Raw genomic sequence first — 21,307 nt, 5'->3', positions numbered from 1 at the left:
AGCGCCCTATCACTCATAATACTTAAAGGTACTACTGTTCTTTCCAGGCGTTGGGTAAAGTAACTAACGCATGCTGAGCGCCGTGCAACGGCCAGAACTCATAACGACGTTCCCCTTCAGCGGAGGCGGTAATGAAAGCGATCCTGTTCGACGTATTTGGCACCGTGGTCGATTGGCGCTCCAGTTTGATCCGCCAGTTCGAGGCGCTGGAAAAAGAGCTGGGCTTAGAGCTACCCCGCGAGGCGCTGACCGATCAATGGCGGCAGCAATACGCGCCTTCCATGGACCAGGTACGCAAAGGCGAACTCCCCTGGACTAAGCTCGATGACCTGCACCGCGAAAGCCTGGTCAAACTGCTTGACCAACACGGGGTAGCGCTGGACGAGCCAACCATCGATCGCGTTAACCTTTTCTGGCACCGGTTGACACCCTGGCCGGACGTACCGCGCGGCCTTTAACGCCTAGAAGAGAACTACATCATCAGCACCCTGACCAATGGTAATGTTACGTTGATAGTCGATCTTACTCGCCATGCTAAGCTGCCTTGGGATATGATCTTCTGCGCTGAGCTGTTCGAGCACTACAAACCGCATGCGGAAGTCTACTTGGGCGCTTGTGGCCTGCTAAACCTGCCGGTGATGCTGTGTGCGGTGCATAATACTGACCTTCGTGCCGCCCGTGGCTTGGGACTCAAAACGGTATTTGTAACTCGGCAAACTGAGTATGGGCCGTATCATTGTAATTACTTGAAGGCAGAGGAGGAGTGGGGTTTAGTGCTAGGTAACTTTATCGCATTGAGTGAGCGGTTGCGCCAATAATCGTAAGCTATTTGTATCAACCTCCTTAAAAGAAGGAGGTTAAGCAATACTGCACTTTGTCATAAATTTTACTAAGAAATAATTTTTATATATTTCTAATCTTGATGATGAGTTTATAATGGAGTTGTTATGGATAATCTGCCAGTAAATGAAGATAAAAATAAAAAGCAAGTGATTTTGGGTGATGAAGGTTCTCAGCAGGCTATGAGTTTTAAACTTGCTCAAGCTTTTTATAACGAGATTACAGGGAGGTCAGAAAGGCTAAAAGAAGATTTTAACTCATCTTTTATACTGACAATGGATAATATTCAGCAGTTACATCACCGTATATTACAATCTACTTCGCAGTATAATGTTGCTACAGCTAATGCGTCGTTCTCTATTGAGTATCTTAATGAATCGAGCGAAAGATTTAGTTCTATAGAGCGTTTCGTGGCACATGCTGGTTCGAAAGGTATAGCTATTGAGGAGGTTAATATAAGTTATAATATTTTGGTTATATTGCCTCAAACTGAAAAGCCTCAAGAATACCGGATCAATATAAGTTTAATATCTAGGTGCGCTAAACTTGAGAAAATGAAAAAAGATATTGAGAATTTGCCAGTTTCTATACCAATGTGGCAGTTTGAAAGTAAAGTCACATGTCGTGCTTCAATTGATTTTGTAGATATTTCTGTTGCAAATGCTTTTATGTCGGTAATTAAAAGTTGGAATGACTGTCTTGAAGTAACCGAAATGAATTATGCCTTAAAGAAAATCAGACCTTTTTCGAATTTTTTACCAGCGATTTGCAAATACGGACTTCTCGTAGTTGGAGCTTATTACACTTATAATGCACTTAATGATTTCTTTCAAGCACCTAGCTCTGAATCAACTGCTAAGTTTGTTTTGCTTGCCATTTTGTTAAACTATGTTTTGCTAAGGTTGGGGAATTTTATTGGCCAGAAATCTGAAAAGCATTTGGACAAAATTTATCAATTATCTTACATAAAGCTTTCAGGAGCAGATGTTAAATTGGCTAAGGATTCCTCTTCAAGTTTTAGATCTAGTGTTACAATTTCATTAGGCTATTTGGCTTTAACATTTTTGATTGGTGTTGCGTCATCGGTGTTTTCAAATGTTGTTTTAAGTTAGTATTTTTGGTAGAGCTAGAATTTTTAAATTTTATTGATTTAGCTTCATCGTCTTTAGTTAGTGGAAGCTTAGCTTGATTTTTGTTGAATATTTGATTGGTTAATAGAGTTTTCAAAAGTTAATATGTGGCTAATTTTTTAGAGTGTTTTATTGATGAGGATGTTTTTATATAAAGCGCGCCCTAAAGCTACAACTTACTTTAGGTTAATAGAAATTAGGATTTGTATAAAAAAATTCCTCTTAATTTTGTATTGAGCAACTCTAAGGAATGATTTCTATATCACTAACCCAGACTTTGATCTTTACCTACATCCAAAAGCTGCGCGCGCTGTCGAGTTGGCTAAAAAGGGTCGAGGCATAGATGCACGAAGGTGAGGCCGAAGTGCTGTTTTACGCATGGCTTGCGTCGGATATGTACCCGCTATCCACCGAAGTACGGTTTGCTTGTTTACAGGCGCAATAGGCGATCTAGCGGCTTCAGAGTAAAGAATTACTTGCCTAGATTAAAGCAATGCTCGATGAAGTTTGAAACGCTAGTGAGCAGCCCCGCATGTTTGAAGATGTGCGGCCTCGTATTGATTATTGCTCGATGGCTTGGCTCCGATGCGCTGGATATAAGCGCGGATAAGCCCTTGGTACACGAGCTACTCAACGACGTGATGCCCGATTAACCGCTGGGCAGTATGCGCGGGGCTGGACGCTGGGGCAGTTCTACCTCCACATCATGACCGCTTATTCCATCCTGCAAAGCGAGAAAGTCGAGCTGGACAAAGCAACTATGTCGCGCATATGTTCACCTATATTCACCCAGAAACGATGCCCAAAGGCTGATCTGCATGCCGGTTCCTCTGACCCGCATGACTTACCGTACTACCGCCTCATTTAACACCCCGCGCTTGTTTTCCAACAGTTGCAGCCATTGCCGAGCGCGCATGATACCGGTGTACACCAGTTCCCGCATGCAAATCGAGTTATTCAGCACCCGCCTCACTCTCTTCCGCCTCAATCTGCCCGCGCCCCTGCATCCAGTGCATCACGCCCCAGCACAGCGCGGCCCAGCTCGCTCCGGCGGTCCAGCCAGCCAGCACATCGGTGGGCCAGTGAACGCCCAGGTAGACGCGACTTATGCCCACGAGCAGGGTCAGCAATATCGCCAGTATCAGAAGATACGCTTTTAGGCGCAGCGCGGGCTGTATGCGGATGAGCAGCGCGGCCAGCGTCAGGTAGGTCACGGCCGACATCATGGAGTGGCCGCTGGGAAAGCTCGCCGTGTAGACCATGGCTTCGTGCGGCACAAGATCCGGGCGGGCGCGGTCAAAGCCCATCTTCATCAGGGTGCTGAGCAGTATACCGCCGGGTACCGCCACCAGGGCGAAGAGCGCCGCACGAAAGTGCCTGGCGAGTAGCAGATACCCCAGTGCCCCCAACGTGAGGAGCACCAGCACGCCGACACCGCCTAGCGCGGTAAAGTCCCGGCCCATTTCCTCGACCCAGCCCGGGCCGATCGGGTCGTTAAGGTCGGCGGGGTTGCGAAGCGCGAGCAGCAAGCGCTCGTCGAAGCTCTGGGTGTCGCCCTCTATGACTTCACCGGCCAGCGCGACGAAGCCCCAAATGCCGCCGGAAATGACCGCCAGGCACACCAGCATGGCGAGTTCGTGGCGCCCCAGCCGAGATAGCAGGGAAACGCCCTGACGCCCGATACGGCTTATTGTCGTTTGATACTTCATTGGCAGCTCCTTTGCTTTGACCCGTCACCCGCCCCGTCGATTGAGGCGGGCATAGTGTAGCCCAAAGCGGCCGTTCAAGAGTTCGGCAGTAGTAAATCGGTTTATCTGGCGTGTTGGCTGTCATTCGCAAGCGGGTAGATTTATAAAATGAGCTCGCGATAGCCACCACTGCGCCGCTATCCATTCAATAGGAAGAACAATGATGTCATTCACGCAACTGCTGGTCCCCACCTATACCCAAATGCTCGGCGCGCTCTCAAACTGGCTGAAAAAAGCGCAAAGCCAGCTGCCGGACGCCGAGGCACAAGCGCTGCTTTCCGCACGCCTCGCGCCGGATATGTTTCCGCTTTCCACGCAGGTACGCTTTGCCTGCGTACAGGCGCAAGAGGCGGTCCACCGCCTGCAGGGTAAAGACCTACCGGCCTCGATCAAGAAGCTGCTCGACGAAGGGCGTAACGCGGGTGAACAGCCCGGCACGCTTGAGGATGCCCAAAAGCGTATCGATGAAACTCTTGCGTTACTTAATGGCCTGGCGCCCGATGCGCTGGATGTCAGCGCGGACAAGCCACTGGTACACGAGCTGCCCAACGGCATGATTCTCGATTTAACCGCCGAGCAGTACGCGCGGGACTGGACGCTGGGGCAGTTCTACTTCCACATCATGACCGCCTACTCCATCCTGCGCAGCGAGAAGATCGAGCTGGGCAAAGCCGACTACGTCGCGCATATGTTCCCGTATATTCGCCCGGAAACGCTGCCTAAAGGCTGATCGACGCCGCGGCTCCACTGACCCGCCTCACTTCCCGCACTACCGCCTCATTCAACACCCCGCGCTTGGCTTCCACCAGGGTCAGCCATTGCCGGGCGCGGGTGATGCCGGTGTACATCAGCTCCCGGGTCAAAATCGGATTGATCGTGGTGGGCAGTAGCAGGGCGGTGTGGACGAACTCCGAGCCCTGGGATCTGTGTACGGTCATCGCGAACACGGTTTCCACCGAGTGCAGACGCGAGGGCAGCACTCAATGGGTGGGGGGCTCTGTGTCACTGGTTGGAAAGACGACGCTTAAGAGCGGTCTTCCTGGCGCTCCTGATGAAGAGCGAGGCTCAGCTCGAAAGCCCATTGTGGCCAGGCACGAAACCGCCCAGCAGGCGGTCGATATCCTTGGCAGGCATCGGACGGTAGAAGAAGAACCCCTGGACGAGGTCGCAATGCATTTCGCGAAGCAATGACAACTGTTCGGCGTTCTCGACACCCTCGGCCACCACTTCCAATCCCAACCGATGACCGATGAAGATGGTACCCTCCATGATGGCTCTATCCTTCGGTTGTGTGGGAACGTCGTGGATGAAGGAGCGATCGATCTTCAGGGCGGTGACGGGAAAGTGCTTGAGATAGCTCAGGGAGGAATAACCGGTCCCGAAGTCGTCGATAGCAATGCGAAAACCGCGATCATGGAGGCGCCGCAGGTCCTCGAGGACGGTCTCGTCGGCTTCGATCAGGACATGCTCGGTCAATTCGATGCCGATATCCCGCGGACCTAAGCCGTGACGCTGCAGCGAGTCCTCGAAGCGCTTGAGGGCATCGGGACGCACCAGTTGACGGCCCGAGACATTGATGTCGATACGGTGCTCATGAAATCCCTTGGCACGCCATTCCACCTGCTGGCGGCAAGCCTCTTCAATGACCCATTCGCCCAGACGATGGATCACACCGGAACGCTCGGCCAGCGGGATAAACTCGGCAGGCGAGATCGACGGGCCTTCGGCAGGCGCCCAGCGTAACAAGGCCTCGAGATTCTCTATTCGCCCGCTGGCCGCCGAGACCTGGGGCTGGTAGTGGAGGAAGAATTCACCGTTATCCACGGCTTCCTCGAGTCGCGTCGAGAGACAGTGCTGGCGAACCAGCTCATCATGGAGCTTCTGTTGGAAGAAACGTACAGTACCCCGACCCTCCAGTTTGGCACTATTCTTGGCAACATCGGCATTACGGATCAATTCGCGTGACGATTCACCATTCCCGGGAAAGAGCGCCACACCCAGGCAGGCCGTGACCTGACGCTCCCGACCATTCAGGACGAAAGGTTCGCGAAAGATATTTTGGACATGACGCATGACCCGTCTGACATCGGCGTCCAGGTAGACGGCGGGAAAAGCCAGCACGAATTCATCGCTAGAGACACGGGACACCAGGTCAGTGACTTGCTGGCACTTTTTCAGTCGCCGAGCCAGCTCAATGAGCAGGCGATCACCCTGATCATAGCCAAGGGCATCATTGATCTCGGCGAAGTGATCGATATCCAGGTAGATGGTTGTCAGGCCATTGCCCTGGCGTCGACAAGAATCCAACAGACTGTCCAGGTCGGCCTCGAAGGTCTGGCGGTTAGGGAGATGGGTGAGCCTGTCGAAACGGGTGGCGAATTCCAGGTCACGGTGGGCGCGCTTTTGGTCGGAAAGATCGACATCCACGCAGAACATCAAGGGTGAGTCGGTATGCTCATTGAGCATCAGATGCTGCGAAAAGACCGATACCAGTTCACCGGTTTTGTGCTCAAGCTCGAGTTCTTCGGCGGGTATATCGATCCCTTCTTTGGTCCAGGCACAATGCGCCTGGATTACCCCGTCACGCATGAAGGCAGGAATGATCAGATCTTCCAGTAACTGTCCCTGGGCTTCCTCAGCGGTATAGCCATAGAGACGAGTGCTACCCTCATTCCAGTAAATCACTCGCCGATCGCGATCATACCCCTGAACCGCCACCTTAGGCAGATTCTCCAGCAGGGCGCGGAATCGCTGCTCACTCTCCAGATACTGGTGGCGTACTAACTTGACGTCTTCCCTGCCTGCATCATGCGAATCGATATCAATAGTGGAAGGTGTCGTTGACACCAACGTGAGCGCATCGGAAAACTCCCTGCGGTTCTCCTTCGGGCGTTCCGGATCTCTGTGATGTCGGGAATGGCTGGCAGTCATGGAATCCACTTAAAGAAGAAGCACTGTCTAGAGCCATTATTATGGCAAACATAGTCATTTGTTGTGGTTATCTTACACCTATGTGTAGTAGGTAACCTACACATGTACGTCATCAGCGGTCTGATCCTTTTTTCAAAAAAACACTCTTTTTTAGTGCATTTTTTGACATATCGTTGCAGATCTTTTCATTTCTCTCCTGTTGACCGCGTTCTTACACCGGCAACACAGGGCAATTCCGCCCAGTTAACAGGAGAATACCACTATGAAACTCGATACCCTCAAGCACGGTTTCGATCCCACCTCCATGCCTTCCGATTATTGGAATGCGGGAGTGGCCGAGGCGCTGAGGAATCAGGCGTGGGCGAAAACCGATATTCGCGAGCGAATCGATTTGACCGCCTGGCAGGGGTTTACCGCTGACCTGCCGCGCGATCCCTATGTCAACCAGCGCTGGAAGCGTATGTCATGGCTTTCCCTGAACGATCAGGGCGATGTCGGGGATATGGGCCAATGTCCCATGGCCCAGGGGGGAGCCTTCAATGACGCGGAGAGCATGGCGGATCGCCTACGCTACTATGATCCGCTGACCAGTGAATTCATGGCACGCCCGGATGTGAAGGCTTTCGTGCACGCCTGGGCAAAGCTTTGGAGTATTGGTGCGCACGAACCCATTCTGATGCAGATCACCGGGGTTCGCGGGGAAGGCAGCATCGACCCCCTTCAGGGACAGGGGATTCATGCCGATGGCTGCAAGGCCCTGAGCATTCTGGTCCTCAATCGGGAAAACGTGGCGGGTGCTGAAAATCACCTCTATGGCGACAAGGCTGGCACGCAACCCTTGGTCGATATCACCCTGGATCCGGGTGATATCCTTCATCTGCGCGATGACCGGCTATTCCACAGTGTCGACGGGATCGAACAGCTCGAGAGCGAAGCACCCTTCGAGCGGTTCATCATCATCATCAACAGCCGTTTCGTGGACGACTTCCAGAACCGGATGTTGCGTCGCCACTTCCCGGAAGCGGTCCTCAATGAGAGCTAATAACGCTCGGTAAATTTAGAACCTGGCAACACCCACGCCCCCGGAACTCCGGGGGCGTCTTGGTTGTGGCCCCTATGCGCCAGTTCCGCTCACCCGCATTACTTCCCGCACTACCGCTTCATTCAACACCCCGCGCTTGGCTTCCACCAGGGTTAGCCACTGTCGGGCGCGGGTGATGCCGGTGTACACCAATTCCCGGGTCAAAATCGGGTTGATCGTGGTGGGCAGCAGCAGGGCGGTGTGGACGAACTCCGAGCCCTGGGATTTGTGTACGGTCATCGCGAACACGGTTTCCACCGAGTGCAGGCGTGAAGGCAGCACCCAGCGGATGGGTTTGTCCGGGTCACTGGTCGGGAAAGCGACTCTCAACAGCGGCTTGTCGGGCACGCGCGGGTCCGGTACGGCGAGTGTTATGCCGATGTCGCCGTTCATCAGTTTCAGGCCGTAGTCGTTTTGGGTGACCAGCACCGGGCGGCCTTCGAACCAGCCTTTTTCCAGCGTGTAGTCGTTGCCTTGAAGTACGCCTTCACCGCGCAGCGTTTGGGCGATGCGCAGGTTCAAACCCTCTACGCCCCAGGGGCCTTTGCGCAGCGCGCAGAGTAGCTGAAAGTGGCTATAGGCTTCGAGCACCGCGCTTGCCCAAGCGTTGAACGCCGCCGGGTTGTCCTCGAAGGATTCTCCGTCGGGGCGCTGATCCACAAGCGTTGCCAGGTAGTGCCGGTAGCCGCTGGGCGGGGCAATGGGCTCACCCTTGTGGCTGGTGCGGCGCTGGCCGGCGTTGGCAAAGCCGCTTAGGCTTCCGTGAATGACCAGTTTATCCAGCGCGGCGTCGTCGCTTAATACCAGGTGGTGCAGGTCCGGGTAGCCGTGGCGCAGTACGTTTCGCACGTGCTGCTGCTTTTGTGCATCGCTTGCCGCGTGGCTTGGCTGGTTGATCGCTTTCGCTAGCTGGCCGATGCCGCTTTGTTCATCGAAGCGGTGGCTGACCCGCAGCATGGTAATCGCCTGGTCCTGGGGCTGGCCGGCGGGGTCGATGAATTCGGCGGGTATCGGCTGGCCGATGGCGGCTTCCAGCCACTGGGCGGTTTGCGGGGTGTAGTGGGCGGCTTCGGCGCGGCGGCATAAATCGCCCAGTACCGCACCGGCTTCGACCGAGGCGAGCTGGTCTTTATCGCCCAGCAGCACCAGCTGCGCCTGGGCGGGCAGGGCGCTGAGCACGGCGGTCATCATTTCGATATCCACCATCGAGGCTTCGTCGATGACCAGCACATCCAGCGCCAGCGGGTTGTGGGCGCTGTGGCGAAAGTGTCGGGTGTCCGGCCGGGCGCCCAGCAGGCGGTGCAGGGTGGTGACATCAACGGGGATGGACGCGTGCAACTGCTCGGCGCTGGCGTGCGCGCGGCCATCACCCCACAGCTTGGCCAGTGCCTGGGTGGGCAGCTTACTGACCTGGCCGGCGATGGATTCGTTCAGGCGCGCGGCGGCCTTGCCGGTGGGGGCGGCCAGGCGAATGCGCAGCGGCTGTTCGGTGTTTGCCAGTTGCAGAGTTTGCAGCAGGGCGAGCAGGCGTACCACGGTGGTGGTTTTGCCGGTACCGGGGCCGCCGGTGATGACGGCGAAGCGGCTGCGGGCGGCGAGGGCGCAGGCGGTTTTTTGCCAGTCCAGTTCGGGGCTTGGCGGGAATAGGGTGTTTAGGGTTTGGGGGAGTAAATCAGGTTCAGTGGTGCGGCCGGGATGACTAGCGTCATCCTTCGCCGACGTGTCGGACCACCAATGAATCGGGCTCCTACAAGTGGTTGCCAGTTCGGAGGCATCTTCGTTTGCGGTGAGGCGGGTGGCGATTTCCGCATGTAGGGTTTGTTCGAACTGCCAGTAGCGGCGTAGGTAGAGCCTTGGGCCGCTTACGACCAGCGGGGTGTTGCCGGGGCCGGGGCTTGCCAGGGTGGGGTGGGCAAGTGCTGCTTGCCATTTATCTTGTGTGAGGGTGGCCAGTACCTGGCTTGGCAGCGGCGGTGGCTCTAAAAGGTCGTCACCTTCCGGCGGTAGCGAAAGCGCGAAATCCGGTGCGGTTAGGGTGGCGTTAATATCCAGGCATACGTGGCCGCGGCCGAGCTGGTGGCTGGCCAGGGCCGCGGCGAGTAGCAAAAGTGCCGGGGCGTCCGGGGCCTCCAATGCGAGAAAGCGCGCCAGCGCCCGGTCCAGGTCGCGCAGCCAGCCGCGGGCTACCCAGCGCTCCAGAAGATCCAGCAAGGCCTGGGTGTCATCAAGCGCCGGGTGGGGCGCCCCCGGTGGGGCTGCGGGCTCTACTGGGCCTGGTTCGGCGGCGTCGTCGCTGAAGAGATCGAACGTTTGGGTGTCGTGGCGGCTCACGCGGTGGCCTCCTGGGCGGTGCCGGTAAACAGGGCGTCCAGCGCTTCGATCAGCGCAACGGGGGCGGGCTCGGCATAAACGCCGCGCCCGGCGCTGCGGCTGCCGCGCAGGAACACGGTGAGTGAGCCGCCCAGGTGCTGGTGCGGGTCGTAGTCACTCACGCGGGCTTTCAACAGCCGGTGCATGGCCAGTAAATAGAGCGCGGCTTGCAGGTCGTAGCGTTTTTCCAGCAGCGCCTGACGCAGGGCGTCCGGCTCGTAGGCGGTGTCCCCCGGGCCCAGGTAGTTGGATTTCCAGTCCAGTACATAGAAGCGGCCCTCGTGCTCGAAGGCCAAATCGATAAAGCCCTTGAGCATGCCGTTCAGGGTGTCGCGGTCCAGCGCCGGGCGGGCATGGCCGGCCAAAATATGGCGGCTGACCAGCGCGTCGATGGCGCGGGTGTCCACCGTGTGGGCGGCCAGCCAGAACTCGAGCTCGACCTGGTATTCGGTAATCGCCACCAGCGCCACGCTTTGGGTGGCGTTAAGCGGCAGCGCCGTGGTGAACAGCGCCTTCAGCCAGCCCGCTAATGGCTCCTGCCAGGCTTGCCAGCCGCGAAGCTGCACCCGGCGCCAAAGCATGTCGTTAAGCTCTTCCTGGTCGTCCGCGGCGGCCTGGAAGCCGAGCCTACCCGCCCACTCCAATAGCCCGTGCAGAAAGGTGCCGGGCCCCGGCCCGCGGGGGAACTTGTGCAGGTGAAACGCCTGGGGTTCGGTGGCATCTCTTGGTTCGTCCAGCACTTCAAACGCGGTGGCTTCCTGGGCGGTGGTGGGCTCCAGCGGCGTAGTGGTGGGGGCGCTTAGCGTGCCGGAAAGGCGCAGCGCCGAGTAGCTGGCGATCCACCAGTGCTCCCGGGCCGGGCGGGTGGGCGTGCGGGCTTGGCCCAGCGCCTCACGCTCGGCGGCCGGGGCCAGGCGCAGCGCGGTGGGTGCCGGCGGCGCCACCACGCGGATGTGACTGCCCTCGGCTAGCGCCTCGAGCGCTGATGTCAGCGCAGCGGGGGCAATGGGCTCACCGGCGTTCATCAGGTAGCCCATGGCGCTGTCCTCGCCCTCCTTGAGCGGGGCCAGGCCAAGCCAGGTGGCGTGGCGGGCGCGGGTCATCGCCACATACAGCTTGCGCAAGTCCTCGCCCAGGCGTTCGCGGTCGGCGGTATTAAGTGTTTCGTCGTCGGCGCTCAGGCTTAGCTGCAGGCGGCCGGTGTCGTCGTGCCAGCGCAGCGGCAGGTCGTCTTGTTTTGCCGGGCGGTGGTTGCTGATGAAGGGCAGAAACACCAGCGGGTACTCGAGGCCCTTGGATTTGTGAATGGTGACCACCTTGACCAGGTCCGCGTCGCTTTCCAGGCGCAGTTTGTGGCTGTCGTTCTGGTTGTCCGGCTCGTTAATGGCCTCGGCCAGAAAGCGGATCAGCGCGTGCTCGCCGTCGAGCTCTTGGCTTGCCTGCTGTAGAAGCTCGCCCAGGTGCAGCAGGTCGGTGAGTAAGCGCTCGCCGTCTTCGAAAGCGCCCAGCAGCCGGGCGGGAATCTCGAAATCCACCATTAGCTTGCGCACCAGCGGCAGCACCCCCTGGCGCTGCCAAAGGCGGTGGTAGTGGCCGAACTGCACCACGCGCGCCTCCCAGGCAAGCTCATCCTGCTGAAGGTGGTCGAGCTCGGCAAGCGAAAGCCCCAGCGCCGGGGTGGCCAGGGCCGCGCGCAGGTGCGCCTCGGCCTGGCGGGAGCTTGCCAGCGGCTCGGCGCAGGCGCGCAGAAGCCGCTCGACCTGGGCGGCCATGGGCGAGCTGAACACCTTGTCGTGATCCGACAGGTACACGCTTTTCACCCCGCGGGCGGCCAGCGCCAGGCGAATCGCCCGCGCCTCACTCAGCCCGTTGACCAGCACCGCCATGTCGGAGGGTTTGAGCGGTGTGAGCGTTTCGCCGTTTTGAAAGCCGCTTTGGCCTTTTTGGCCCGCCTCCAGAAGGGTGGCCATGTGGGTGGCGCAGCGCTCGGCCATCTCGGTGTGGTAGGCGGTTTTCGAAAGCACCTCGTCCGCCGCCAGCGGCCACAGGGTCATCGCCGGTACCGGCTCGCCGTCGTGCACCAGCCACTCGTCGCGGCCGCGGGCATCCACGGGCAGAAACGGCAAGGGGTTGTCGCCGCTTTCATCGCGAAACAAGAACGCGCCTTGGGGGTGGGCATCGGCGTAGCGAAAGCAGTGGTTGACCGCCTCCACCATGGCGCGGGTCGAGCGGAAGTTGGTCGAAAGCGTGACGTGGCGGCCGTCGGTGTCCGCGCGGGCCTGCAGGTAAGTGAAAATGTCCGCGCCGCGAAAGGCGTAGATGGCCTGCTTGGGGTCGCCGATCAGCAAAATGGCGCTCTCCCGGGTGGGCGTGGCAACCTGGTACACCGCATCGAAAATACGGTACTGCACCGGGTCGGTGTCCTGGAACTCGTCGATCAGCGCCACCGGGAACTGGCGCTTGATTTGCGCGGCCAAGGCTTCCCGGTTGGGGCCTTGCAGGGCGCGGTCCAAATGCGTCAAAAGCTCCGTCGGGCCCATTTCGGCGCGGCGCTGCTGCTCGCGCTCCAGGCGCACCTTGCACCACTGCACGGCGTGAATCAGAAGGTCGTTGTAGGGCTGGGGCAGCGCGTTGAGCTCGGCTTTAAGCGTTGCCAGCGCCTGCCAGGCCTCCATGAGCGGGGGCTCGCCTTCTTTCCATATTTCCCGCATGCCTTCCGGGGTCATGCGCTTGTAGGCGGCATCGGTCAGCGCCGGGCGCTCCAAATCCGTCTCACTCCACTGGCGCAGCGCGTCCAGCCAGTTAGCGCGGCTTTTGGCGTTAAGGCTTTTGCCATTGAAGGCCTTGGCTTTCGCCGCCGCTTCGAGCTCGGGCCCGAGTTTTTCGAGCCACTTGCCCCAGGGCGCTTTCAGGGCGGCCAGCGCCTGGCTTTTCTGCGCCTGGGTCTCGGTTAGCGTTTCCTGGGGCGCCGGGCGCGGGTGGCCCAGGGCGTCGCTTTCCGCCAATAGCTTTGCAAGCTCGCCGTGAAGTTCCTCCGGGGATTTCCAGTATTGGGTAATCTGGCCAAGTGCCTCGGCGTCCAGCGGGTAGAAGAAGGTACGCCAGTAGTCGCGCACCACTTCCTGCTCGAGCTCGCGCTGGTCGTTTTCCAGGTTCAGCGAGAAAAGGCTGCCGCTATCGAAGGCGTGCTCGCGCAGCATGCGGTAGCACCAGCTGTGAATGGTCGAAACGGCCGCCTCGTCCATCCACTCGGCGGCAAGCTCCAACCGCCGCGCGCAGGCGGGCCAGGCCGCCGGGTCATACTGCTCGCGCAGCGCGACCAGCAGGGCATCAAATTGGGTTTCGCGAAACACCGCCGCGGCTTCCACCAGCCGTGCGCGAATGCGCTCACGAAGCTCTTGCGTCGCGGCATTGGTGAAGGTGACCACGAGTATTTCCGGCGGGGTGAGCGGGCGAATGAACGCGGTGTCGTCGTCCTCCGCTTGGCCGCCCAGCACCAGGCGCACGTACAAAAGCGCGATGGTGAAGGTTTTGCCGGTGCCTGCGCTTGCCTCTATCAAACGGCTGCCGTGAAGGGGCAGGCGTAGGGGATCAAGGGGGGCAGGCTGGCTCATAAACTCTCCGGGCGGGGCGGTGGAAAGCGCCTTTTTGGCGCTAGCCTGGCACTATATCGCGATGGTTTGAGGGGATCAAAAGCGCCGCGGCGGTGCCTCGGGCTGTGAGATAGCGCCTTCACCTGCTAATCTTGTCGGCCAGCCCACGCCAGGACGCCCTTGGGTTCACCCTGAAAACTGGCTGCGCTCGGCAATACGGCGTTAAAAATCAGCTCAGAATACTCATTTACCTCATGTAAACTCTGTTTCTTCGCTAATTTTTGCCTTGTCTTGCCTTCGCTCGCACAGTTTTCAAGCCGAACCCGAAAAGCTACCGCGGCACTTAGTTTTTGCTGACGATGAGACACCATGCTGACATCGCTTCTCGATAACGATTTTTACAAGATCACGATGCAAAACGCCGTGATCAAGCGCTTTCCCTATGCGCACGCGCACTACGCGTTCATCAACCGGGGCGAGCACAGCTTTCCTGAAGGGTTCGGTGCCGCGCTTCGTCAGGAAGTGGACAAGATGGCCTCGCTCGCACTGACCGAGGAAGAAAAGAACTACCTGGAAACCACCTGCCCGTACCTGGACCCGACCTACCTCGATTTTTTGGCCGGTTTTCGTTATGACCCGTCCGAGGTCATCATCGAGCAGCAGGGCAGCGAGCTTTCCGTGGTGATGGAAGGGCCCTGGTATCGCACCATTTTGTGGGAAGTCCCCCTGATGGCGTTGATCAGCGAGCTTTGGTACCAGATGCGTGGCGAGCACGCTCCGGACAACACCGACGAACTGATCGAGCAGCGCACCAGGGATAAAATCGAGCACTACCGCCACCTGGGCCTGAAAATAGCCGAGTTTGGCACCCGGCGGCGTTTCTCGTATGCGGTGCACGACCGCGTGGTGGGCGCGCTTCGCCACTACGGCGGCGACACCTTCACCGGCACCAGCAACGTGCTGTTGGCCATGCGCCACGGGGTGAAGCCGATCGGCACCCACGCCCACGAGTGGTTCATGTTCCACGGCGCGCGTTTTGGCTTCAAAATGGCCAACAGCCTGGCGCTGGAACATTGGGTAGACGTGTACCGCGGCGATTTGGGCATCGCGCTGACGGATACGTTTACATCCAAAGCGTTTTTCGAAAGCTTCGACAAGAAGTTCGCCAAGCTTTTCGACGGCGTGCGCCACGACAGCGGCGACCCGGTGGATTTCGCCAAGGCGACCATCGAGCACTACAAGCGTTTGGGCGTGAACCCGCAAACCAAGACGATCATTTTTTCCGACGCACTGACCCCGGAGCGCGTCGAGCGCATTCAGGCGTTCTGCCAGGGGCGTATCGGCACCGCCTTCGGCATCGGTACCAACTTCACCAACGACGTAGGCGTCGAGCCGATGAACATGGTGATCAAGATGGTCAAGGCGCGCCCGGAAGGCCAGGGGTGGCTGCCGGTCATCAAACTTTCCGACGTGCCGGACAAGCACACCGGCGACCCGGAGATGATTACGCTTGCCAAGAAAATCCTCTCGCTGAGCCACGCCTCCCCGGAGGCCTGCCCCTAAGCGGTCTTGCTTACAGCGTTGCTAATCGGCGGGCTTTTCACGCCCGCCTTTGCTTGAAGGCTTCTTCACCGCGTTAAAAAGCGGCGCGTAAAGGGTTTTGACCAGCGCCGCGAAGCCTTCCCCCTGGGCGGTGCGGGCACCGAACAGCCGCGCGAAGTCCGGCCATTGGTGGGCGAGATACGCGCTTTTGGTGACATCCCCGGCCATATAGCGCCCGCCCTCATAGGCGTTTTGCGCACTGGCGTAGGCTTTGCTCTCGATGTCGCTCTCCGGTGTGCCCATTTGATTGAGCCACTCGAACCCCGCCTGGGGCGCTAGCGGCAGCGGTGCTTGCTGGCCGCGCTGCCAGGCGCTTAGCTGGGTCGTCAGGTGGGCCTGGGCGGTCTCGGCGGCCAGCGGCTCGAAGGTGGCGTGACCCGCCTTGGAAATCAGCCGGGTGGTCAGGGGGCCGTGCAGGTTGCCCGCCAGGTGCGCGACCCAGTGGCGTAGCAGGTGGTGCCACTGGTATTTGCTTTGGCGTACCAGGCTGGTGCTCAAAAGCTGCACGCGGCAGCGCTCGCCCTGGTCACTTTCGCGAAGCTCCCCCAGCCAGTCTTCAAGCCTGGGGCCGTGGTCGGCCTCCAATGTAACCGGCAGCGGCGCGTTTACCTGCCTTGGCCACTCGGCCAGCGCCTTCTCGTACTCCTCGAAAAGGGCTTCCATCGGCTCGGCCAGGGCGTCGCGCATGCGCTCGCCAAATGCGCCGATAGCCAGTACCCCTTGGCCCTTGAAGCGCTCCAGTGCCGCGTGCAGCGCCTCGATGCGTGGCTCGTCGTTATCCACCGCGCGGCGCTGGGCGGCAATTAATTGGTCCTGCAACTGCCAGTTCTGCAGGCCGTCGAGTGCGAAGGGTTCGGCGTCGAGCTTTTCTATCGCTTCCTGCTCGAAGTAGACTCCCAGGCGGGTGTTGAAGAAGCTCTTCACCGGCTCGCGCAGGAAATTACCCAGCTGGGCCAGGTTCAGGGTGGCCGGTTCGTCATCACTAAGCGCGGGCAGCGCGGCGGCTTGCCGGGCGGTTTGCGCGGTGTGGACCTCGCGCCACTCAAAGGCGTAGGTGAAAAGCCCTGGGGAGGCCGCCTCGAAGTAGCGCCGGCTAAACGGCTGAAGCGGGTGCTCGGTGGTCAGCCGCGCGAGCAAGTCGTCGCTTTCGTGCTGCCAGCCTGCTTCTAAATGCTCGCGAAGCTGGCCGACCAGCACGGAAGGCGCAAGCGTTGTGTTGTCGATCTGGCTTCTGCCCACCCAGCTCACGTAGAGCTGGTCGCGGGCGGAGAGCAGCGCTTCCAAAAACAGGTAACGGTCGTCCTCCCGCCGCGACCGGTCGCCGGGGCGGTAATCGCCGCCCATCAGGTCGAAATCCAGCGGCGGCTGGGAGCGCGGGTACTCGCCGTCGTTCATACCCAGCAGGCAAACGCGCTTGAAGGGGATCGCGCGCATGGGCATGAGAGTCGCAAAGTTGACCGCCCCGGCCAGAAAGCGCTGAGAAAGGCTGTGCTCGTCGATCTGCGAAAGCCAGTGCTCGCGCACCATGGAAAGCGGCAGCGCATCCTCCAGCGCGGCTTCCTGGGTGCTTTCTAGCATCTGCTGCAAGCCGTTTTCGAGCTTGGTCAGCATCACGCTTTCCGCGGGGTCGTCGGTCAAAAAGAAGGTTTCGAGAAGCTCCCGCAGCCGGGCGACCCAGGCGGTGGCGTGGGTGGGCTTGCAAAAGCGCTCCCAGGTGACTTCCAGCTTTTCCAGCAGCGTGACCAGCGGCCCCGCCAGGCGCGCCTCGAGCCCGCCGATATCATCGAACGGCTCGATACCTTGCCAGGACTCGGCCGCCCCCACGCTATAGCCCAGCAGCAGGCGGCGCAGGCCGAAGGCCCAGGTGTTTTGGGTGATGCCTTCCGGCAGCTCCAGGTGTTCGCGGGCGCGGGCGTTGAGCCCCCAGCGAATGCCGGCACCGGCCATCCAGCGCTCGAGAATGGGAATATCCCGCTCTTCCAACCCAAAACGCTGGCGCAGGGCGGGTACGTCGAGCAAATCCAGCACGTCGCTGGTCGAAACGCGCAGCTCCGGCAGGCGCAGTAATTTTTCCAGCGCGATCATCATCGGCAGGCGGTGGCGGCTGGCCTGGTCCGAGAGCGTATGTGGGATATAGCGCGCATCGTCCTGGGTGAGCTTGCCGAATACCGCTTCGATATGCGGCGCGTATCGGTCGATATCCGGCACCATGACGATGATATCCCGCGGGCGAAGGTTGGGGTCTTCGCTGAAGGCGGCAAGCAACTGGTCGTGGAGGATTTCGACTTCGCGCTGGGGGCCGTGGGCGATATGGAAAACGATCGAGTCGTCTTCTGGCGCTGGTGCCCCCCAGTGCTCGCGGGTTTCACCCACCGGGCGCAGCTCGCGGATGTCGTCCTGGAGCTGGCTCAAGAGTGTGCCTTCACCTTGGCAGAACGGCTCGAACATATCGATACGCAGCGCGCGCTGCTCGAAAAGGCTCTGGTAGTCGCCGGTGTCGTCGTGCTCGTCGATCAGGCGCAGGTAGTCGCGGCCCTGCTTGCCCCAGGCGGCCAACAGCGGCTGGGCGTGCAGGTGCAGGGCCTGGGTGGCATCGCCGGTGCCGAGCACATCCAGCGCCTCGGGCATGCCCTCCTTGCGGCGCTGGCGGTAGCGGCTGGCGCGCAGCAGGTCCTTGTGTTCGATGATATCCGCCCAGTAGTACTGGCAGGGGTTATGCACACACAGCACGATTTGGCAGCAGCGCGAAAGCGCGGCCAGCGCCTCGAGGGTCTGCTGGGGCAGCGAGGAGATACCGAAGATGATCAGCCGCCGGGGCACGCCTGGTGGGCATACTTGGCCTTCCAGCTGCTCGGTGGCGGTTAAAAAGCGCTGGTGCACCTGGGCACGGCTGCTGTCGAGCCCGGCCTGGCCCTGGGTGGCGGCGACATCCTCACGCAGGCGCCGCCAAAGCGCGGGCTGCCACATCTGATGGGGCGCAAGCGTTTGGCGCTCGCCGCGGGCGCTGATGAGCACGTCGCTGCCCGCCGCCCAGGCCTCCAGCCAGTCCGCCCGGTACACCTGGTACTGATCGAACAGGTCCGCCAGGCGCTCGGCGAGCTGGTAGTGTTTGCGCTGGTCCCGGTCGAACTCGAGAAACCGCGCGAGAGGCTCGAACACCGGCTCATCGACCAGCGTGGGCAGAAGGCGCAAAAGGCGCCACACCAGGCGCGATTTATCGAAGGGCGATGTCTCTGGAACGGCGTCGTCCTGCGCATTCACGTGCGTCAGCACCGTGCGGTAGGCCTGCCAGAGAAAGCGCGCGGGCAGGGTGACATCGAGTGCGGCCGCGATGCCCGCGCCGCCGTTTTTCGGGTCTTCGGCAAGGGCCAGCTTCAGCCACTGGCCGATGCCGTTGCTCTGCACCAGGATCGTTTCGTTTTCGAGCGGGCCCAGCGGGTGCAGGCGCATCCACTCCACCGCCACGGCGCGTAAATCTTCCAGCCGATTGGCGTGAATCACCATGAAACCCGGCGTTAGCGGTGGGGTGAATAGGCTCATGAGCACATCCTGGTTGAGCGGTGAAGAGCGGCCAGGCCGCTTGCATCGGGCCTGGCGCGACTAGGCCAGCGGGCTGCTGGAAAGGCGCAGACTAGTAGGAGAGGGTAACGTTACCAATGCCCATCAGGCCTAAAAAGGTCATGCCCACGAACAGCAGCAGATAAAGCAAAATCAGCACGCCGAAGATGGTGAAGTGGGTCTTGAGCTTGCCAAGGGCGAAGCGCAGCTCGCGCTCGTCGCCGCTTTGATAGGCACGCTGGCTGGCGCTGGCCGCCTGGAAGAGCACAACGCCCGCCCAGATGGGAATCCAGGCGACGATAATGCCGATGATAGTAATCGCCGTTAACAGCCCGCCCAAAATCAGCATCACGCCGATCAGTTGCATCCAGAGTTTCCCGCGGTAAAGCGGCTCAGCGACGCTTTTTAAAAGCTCGTGCTTCTCCTGGGGTTCCATGGCGTCCTCGTGTGTCGGGTGAAAATCAGTGCGTTGTTGGAAGGCCATGATCTTAATGAGTTTCGACACTTTTGTCTTTACGCGCCGCATGACGGGAATTTTGCCGGATAATTGCCTTAAGCATCTTGCAGTGAGGCCCGCGCATCGCCAAGCTATGGGGTTTTATTAGACATTTTATTAAAACACTATTAAAAATTCAGGAGCCTGCCATGACCGAGCCGACCAGCCCTTCTCAAAACGATTCCCAGGACGTTGCCCAGGACGACGCAGCGCAAGGCTCGCGGCGCCACTCCGCCCCGGTCGTCGACGGCCCGGGCAAAGCCGCCAGCCGTGCCATGCTGCGCGCGGTGGGCTTCAACGACGACGACTTCAAAAAGCCCCAGGTGGGGGTGGCCTCGACCTGGAGCATGGTGACACCGTGCAACAGCCATATCGGTGAGCTGGCCGAACTGGCCCGGGACGGCGCCGACGCCGCCGGTGGCAAGGGCGTGGTGTTCAACACCATCACCATTAGTGACGGTATCGCCAACGGCACCGAGGGCATGAAGTACTCGCTGGTCTCCCGCGAAGTGATCGCGGATTCCATCGAGACGGTGGCTGGCTGCGAAGGGTTCGACGGGCTGGTCGCCATCGGCGGCTGCGACAAAAACATGCCCGGCTGTGTGATGGGCCTGGCGCGCCTCGACCGGCCCAGCGTGTTCGTTTACGGCGGCACCATCATGCCGGGCAAAGGCCACACGGATATCGTGTCGGTGTTCGAGGCCATGGGCGCGCATTCGCGCGGCGACATGGACCTGATCGAGCTCAAGCAGATCGAGGAAACCGCGATTCCCGGCCCGGGCTCCTGCGGCGGCATGTACACCGCCAATACCATGGCCTCGGCGATCGAAGCGCTGGGCATGAGCCTGCCGGGTAGCTCCGCGCAGAACGCGATTTCCCAGGAAAAGCGCGACGACTGTAAAGCCGCGGGCGAGGCGGTGCTCGAGCTTCTCAAGGCCGACATCAAGCCTTCCGATATCATGACCCGCGAGGCGTTCGAGAACGCAATCACCATCATCATCGCCCTCGGCGGCTCCACCAACGCGGTGCTGCACCTGATCGCCATGGCGCGCACCATCGACGTCGAGCTCAATCTCAAGGACTTCACCGAGATCGGCAAGCGTGTGCCGGTGGTGGCGGATCTGCGCCCCAGCGGCCATTACATGATGAGCGAGCTGGTCGCGATTGGCGGTATTCAACCGCTGATGAAAATCCTGCTGGATGCGGGGCTTCTGCACGGCGACTGCCTGACCGTGACCGGCAAGACCCTGGCGGAAAACCTGGCGGACGTCGAACCCTACCCGATGGATCAGTCGATCATCGCGCCGCTGGAAAAGCCGATCAAGGCGCAAAGCCACCTGCGCATTCTTTACGGCAACCTGGCCCCGGAAGGCGCGGTCGCCAAGATCACCGGTAAGGAAGGCACGCGCTTTAGCGGCCCGGCGCGGGTATTTGGCTCGGAAGAGGAAGCCCAGGCGCGTATCAATGACGGCACCGTGGTCGCCGGCGATGTGGTGGTGATTCGCTACGAAGGCCCGAAAGGTGGCCCGGGTATGCGCGAAATGCTCACCCCGACCTCGGCGATCATGGGCCGGGGCCTGGGGAACGACGTCGCTCTCATCACCGACGGGCGCTTCTCCGGCGGTAGCCACGGCTTCGTGGTCGGCCACGTCGCCCCTGAAGCCTTCGAAGGCGGCCCGCTGGGCCTGGTCGAAACCGGCGATATCATCACCATCGACGCCGAGGCGGATACCATCGATATCGACGTAAGCGTTGACGAAATGACCCGCCGTCAAAGTGCGTGGCAACAACCTGCGCCGCGCTACACCCGCGGCGTGCTGGCCAAGTATGCCCGCCAGGTAAGCTCCGCCAGCACCGGCGCGGTGACCGACCAGAACGACTAACTCGGCCCTTTTGGCGTTGTGCTTGTCACGCCGCTGAGTGCTCGCGCCACCGCGCTGCCCTCAGCGGCGTTTTAG

13 protein-coding genes and 1 pseudogene are annotated in these 21,307 nt (G+C 59.9%); 7 read left to right on the top strand and 7 right to left on the bottom strand.

The annotated features are described in order from the left end of the window. Positions 1-131 precede the first annotated feature (131 nt). The 3 genes from ACWHXT_RS11895 (at position 132) to ACWHXT_RS11885 (ending at position 2,838) form a co-directional block, all read left to right on the top strand. Positions 132-458, top strand: coding sequence for an HAD family hydrolase (locus tag ACWHXT_RS11895; protein WP_447955985.1), 327 nt, complete (start codon positions 132-134; stop codon positions 456-458). 489 nt (positions 459-947) lie between these two features. Then, positions 948-1,952 (top strand): hypothetical protein, encoded by a 1,005-nt coding sequence (locus ACWHXT_RS11890; RefSeq protein WP_447955984.1) that lies wholly within the window; start codon positions 948-950, stop codon positions 1,950-1,952. 700 nt (positions 1,953-2,652) lie between these two features. Then, the gene (locus ACWHXT_RS11885; protein WP_447958038.1) at positions 2,653-2,838 is read left to right on the top strand and encodes a hypothetical protein; all 186 of its coding nucleotides are present in this window, start codon (positions 2,653-2,655) and stop codon (positions 2,836-2,838) included. An 85-nt stretch (positions 2,839-2,923) separates the two neighbouring features. Here the strand turns inward: ACWHXT_RS11885 and ACWHXT_RS11880 are convergent, their stop codons facing one another. Further along, positions 2,924-3,679: a phosphatase PAP2 family protein gene (locus tag ACWHXT_RS11880; protein ID WP_447955983.1), complete on the bottom strand. Its 756-nt coding sequence runs from the start codon at positions 3,677-3,679 to the stop codon at positions 2,924-2,926. A 199-nt stretch (positions 3,680-3,878) separates the two neighbouring features. Between ACWHXT_RS11880 and ACWHXT_RS11875 the strand changes: the two genes are divergently transcribed. Then, a complete protein-coding gene (locus ACWHXT_RS11875) occupies positions 3,879-4,448 on the top strand; it encodes a DUF1993 domain-containing protein (RefSeq protein WP_447955982.1) in 570 nt (189 codons plus the stop codon). Here the strand turns inward: ACWHXT_RS11875 and ACWHXT_RS11870 are convergent. Together ACWHXT_RS11870 and ACWHXT_RS11865 are read right to left on the bottom strand one after the other, a co-directional pair. Beyond that, a pseudogene (locus ACWHXT_RS11870) lies at positions 4,438-4,761 on the bottom strand (ATP-binding domain-containing protein); the annotation flags it as partial. The gene ACWHXT_RS11875 and the pseudogene ACWHXT_RS11870 sit on opposite strands and share 11 nt — an antisense overlap. Before the next feature lie 22 nt (positions 4,762-4,783). After that, positions 4,784-6,649 carry a putative bifunctional diguanylate cyclase/phosphodiesterase gene (locus ACWHXT_RS11865; RefSeq protein WP_447955981.1) on the bottom strand — a complete coding sequence of 622 codons (1,866 nt, stop codon included), beginning with the start codon at positions 6,647-6,649 and terminating at the stop codon, positions 4,784-4,786. A 262-nt stretch (positions 6,650-6,911) separates the two neighbouring features. Between ACWHXT_RS11865 and ACWHXT_RS11860 the strand changes: the two genes are divergently transcribed. Continuing rightward, on the top strand, positions 6,912-7,691 hold the full coding sequence (locus ACWHXT_RS11860) for a 2OG-Fe dioxygenase family protein (protein WP_447955980.1): 780 nt from the start codon (positions 6,912-6,914) through the stop codon (positions 7,689-7,691). A 72-nt stretch (positions 7,692-7,763) separates the two neighbouring features. Here the strand turns inward: ACWHXT_RS11860 and recD are convergent, their stop codons facing one another. Together recD and recB are read right to left on the bottom strand one after the other, a co-directional pair. Next, positions 7,764-10,061, bottom strand: coding sequence for an exodeoxyribonuclease V subunit alpha (gene recD / locus ACWHXT_RS11855; RefSeq protein WP_447955979.1), 2,298 nt, complete (start codon positions 10,059-10,061; stop codon positions 7,764-7,766). Continuing rightward, positions 10,058-13,714, bottom strand: coding sequence for an exodeoxyribonuclease V subunit beta (gene recB, locus ACWHXT_RS11850; RefSeq protein ID WP_447955978.1), 3,657 nt, complete (start codon positions 13,712-13,714; stop codon positions 10,058-10,060). Before recB ends, recD begins: the two co-directional genes overlap by 4 nt. A gap of 348 nt (positions 13,715-14,062) precedes the next feature. Here recB and pncB point away from each other — a divergent pair, with 348 nt between their 5' ends. After that, positions 14,063-15,256, top strand: a complete 1,194-nt coding sequence (gene pncB / locus ACWHXT_RS11845; protein WP_447955977.1) for a nicotinate phosphoribosyltransferase — start codon at positions 14,063-14,065, stop codon at positions 15,254-15,256. A gap of 21 nt (positions 15,257-15,277) precedes the next feature. Here pncB and recC read toward each other — a convergent pair whose 3' ends face one another. Then, entirely contained in the window at positions 15,278-18,835 is a 3,558-nt protein-coding gene (gene recC, locus ACWHXT_RS11840) for an exodeoxyribonuclease V subunit gamma (protein WP_447955976.1), read from the bottom strand. 91 nt (positions 18,836-18,926) lie between these two features. Further along, positions 18,927-19,289 (bottom strand): DUF5362 family protein, encoded by a 363-nt coding sequence (locus ACWHXT_RS11835; RefSeq protein ID WP_447926500.1) that lies wholly within the window; start codon positions 19,287-19,289, stop codon positions 18,927-18,929. Positions 19,290-19,498: 209 nt separating this feature from the next. Between ACWHXT_RS11835 and ilvD the strand changes: the two genes are divergently transcribed. Beyond that, on the top strand, positions 19,499-21,232 hold the full coding sequence (gene ilvD, locus ACWHXT_RS11830; protein WP_447955975.1) for a dihydroxy-acid dehydratase: 1,734 nt from the start codon (positions 19,499-19,501) through the stop codon (positions 21,230-21,232). Positions 21,233-21,307: the final 75 nt, after the last annotated feature.

The sequence above is a fragment of the Vreelandella halophytica genome (assembly GCF_968193635.1).
Note: the sequence above shows the minus strand (reverse complement) of the source record. Positions and strands in the feature narration are given on the sequence as shown.

Coding starts and splice junctions, on each gene's coding strand:
- ACWHXT_RS11895 (WP_447955985.1), top strand. CDS start 132: ATGAAAGCGATCCTGTTCGACGTATTTGGCACCGTGGTCGATTGGCGC.
- ACWHXT_RS11890 (WP_447955984.1), top strand. CDS start 948: ATGGATAATCTGCCAGTAAATGAAGATAAAAATAAAAAGCAAGTGATT.
- ACWHXT_RS11880 (WP_447955983.1), bottom strand. CDS start 3,679: ATGAAGTATCAAACGACAATAAGCCGTATCGGGCGTCAGGGCGTTTCC.
- ACWHXT_RS11875 (WP_447955982.1), top strand. CDS start 3,879: ATGATGTCATTCACGCAACTGCTGGTCCCCACCTATACCCAAATGCTC.
- ACWHXT_RS11865 (WP_447955981.1), bottom strand. CDS start 6,649: ATGACTGCCAGCCATTCCCGACATCACAGAGATCCGGAACGCCCGAAG.
- ACWHXT_RS11860 (WP_447955980.1), top strand. CDS start 6,912: ATGAAACTCGATACCCTCAAGCACGGTTTCGATCCCACCTCCATGCCT.
- recB (WP_447955978.1), bottom strand. CDS start 13,714: ATGAGCCAGCCTGCCCCCCTTGATCCCCTACGCCTGCCCCTTCACGGC.
- pncB (WP_447955977.1), top strand. CDS start 14,063: ATGCTGACATCGCTTCTCGATAACGATTTTTACAAGATCACGATGCAA.
- recC (WP_447955976.1), bottom strand. CDS start 18,835: ATGAGCCTATTCACCCCACCGCTAACGCCGGGTTTCATGGTGATTCAC.
- ACWHXT_RS11835 (WP_447926500.1), bottom strand. CDS start 19,289: ATGGAACCCCAGGAGAAGCACGAGCTTTTAAAAAGCGTCGCTGAGCCG.
- ilvD (WP_447955975.1), top strand. CDS start 19,499: ATGACCGAGCCGACCAGCCCTTCTCAAAACGATTCCCAGGACGTTGCC.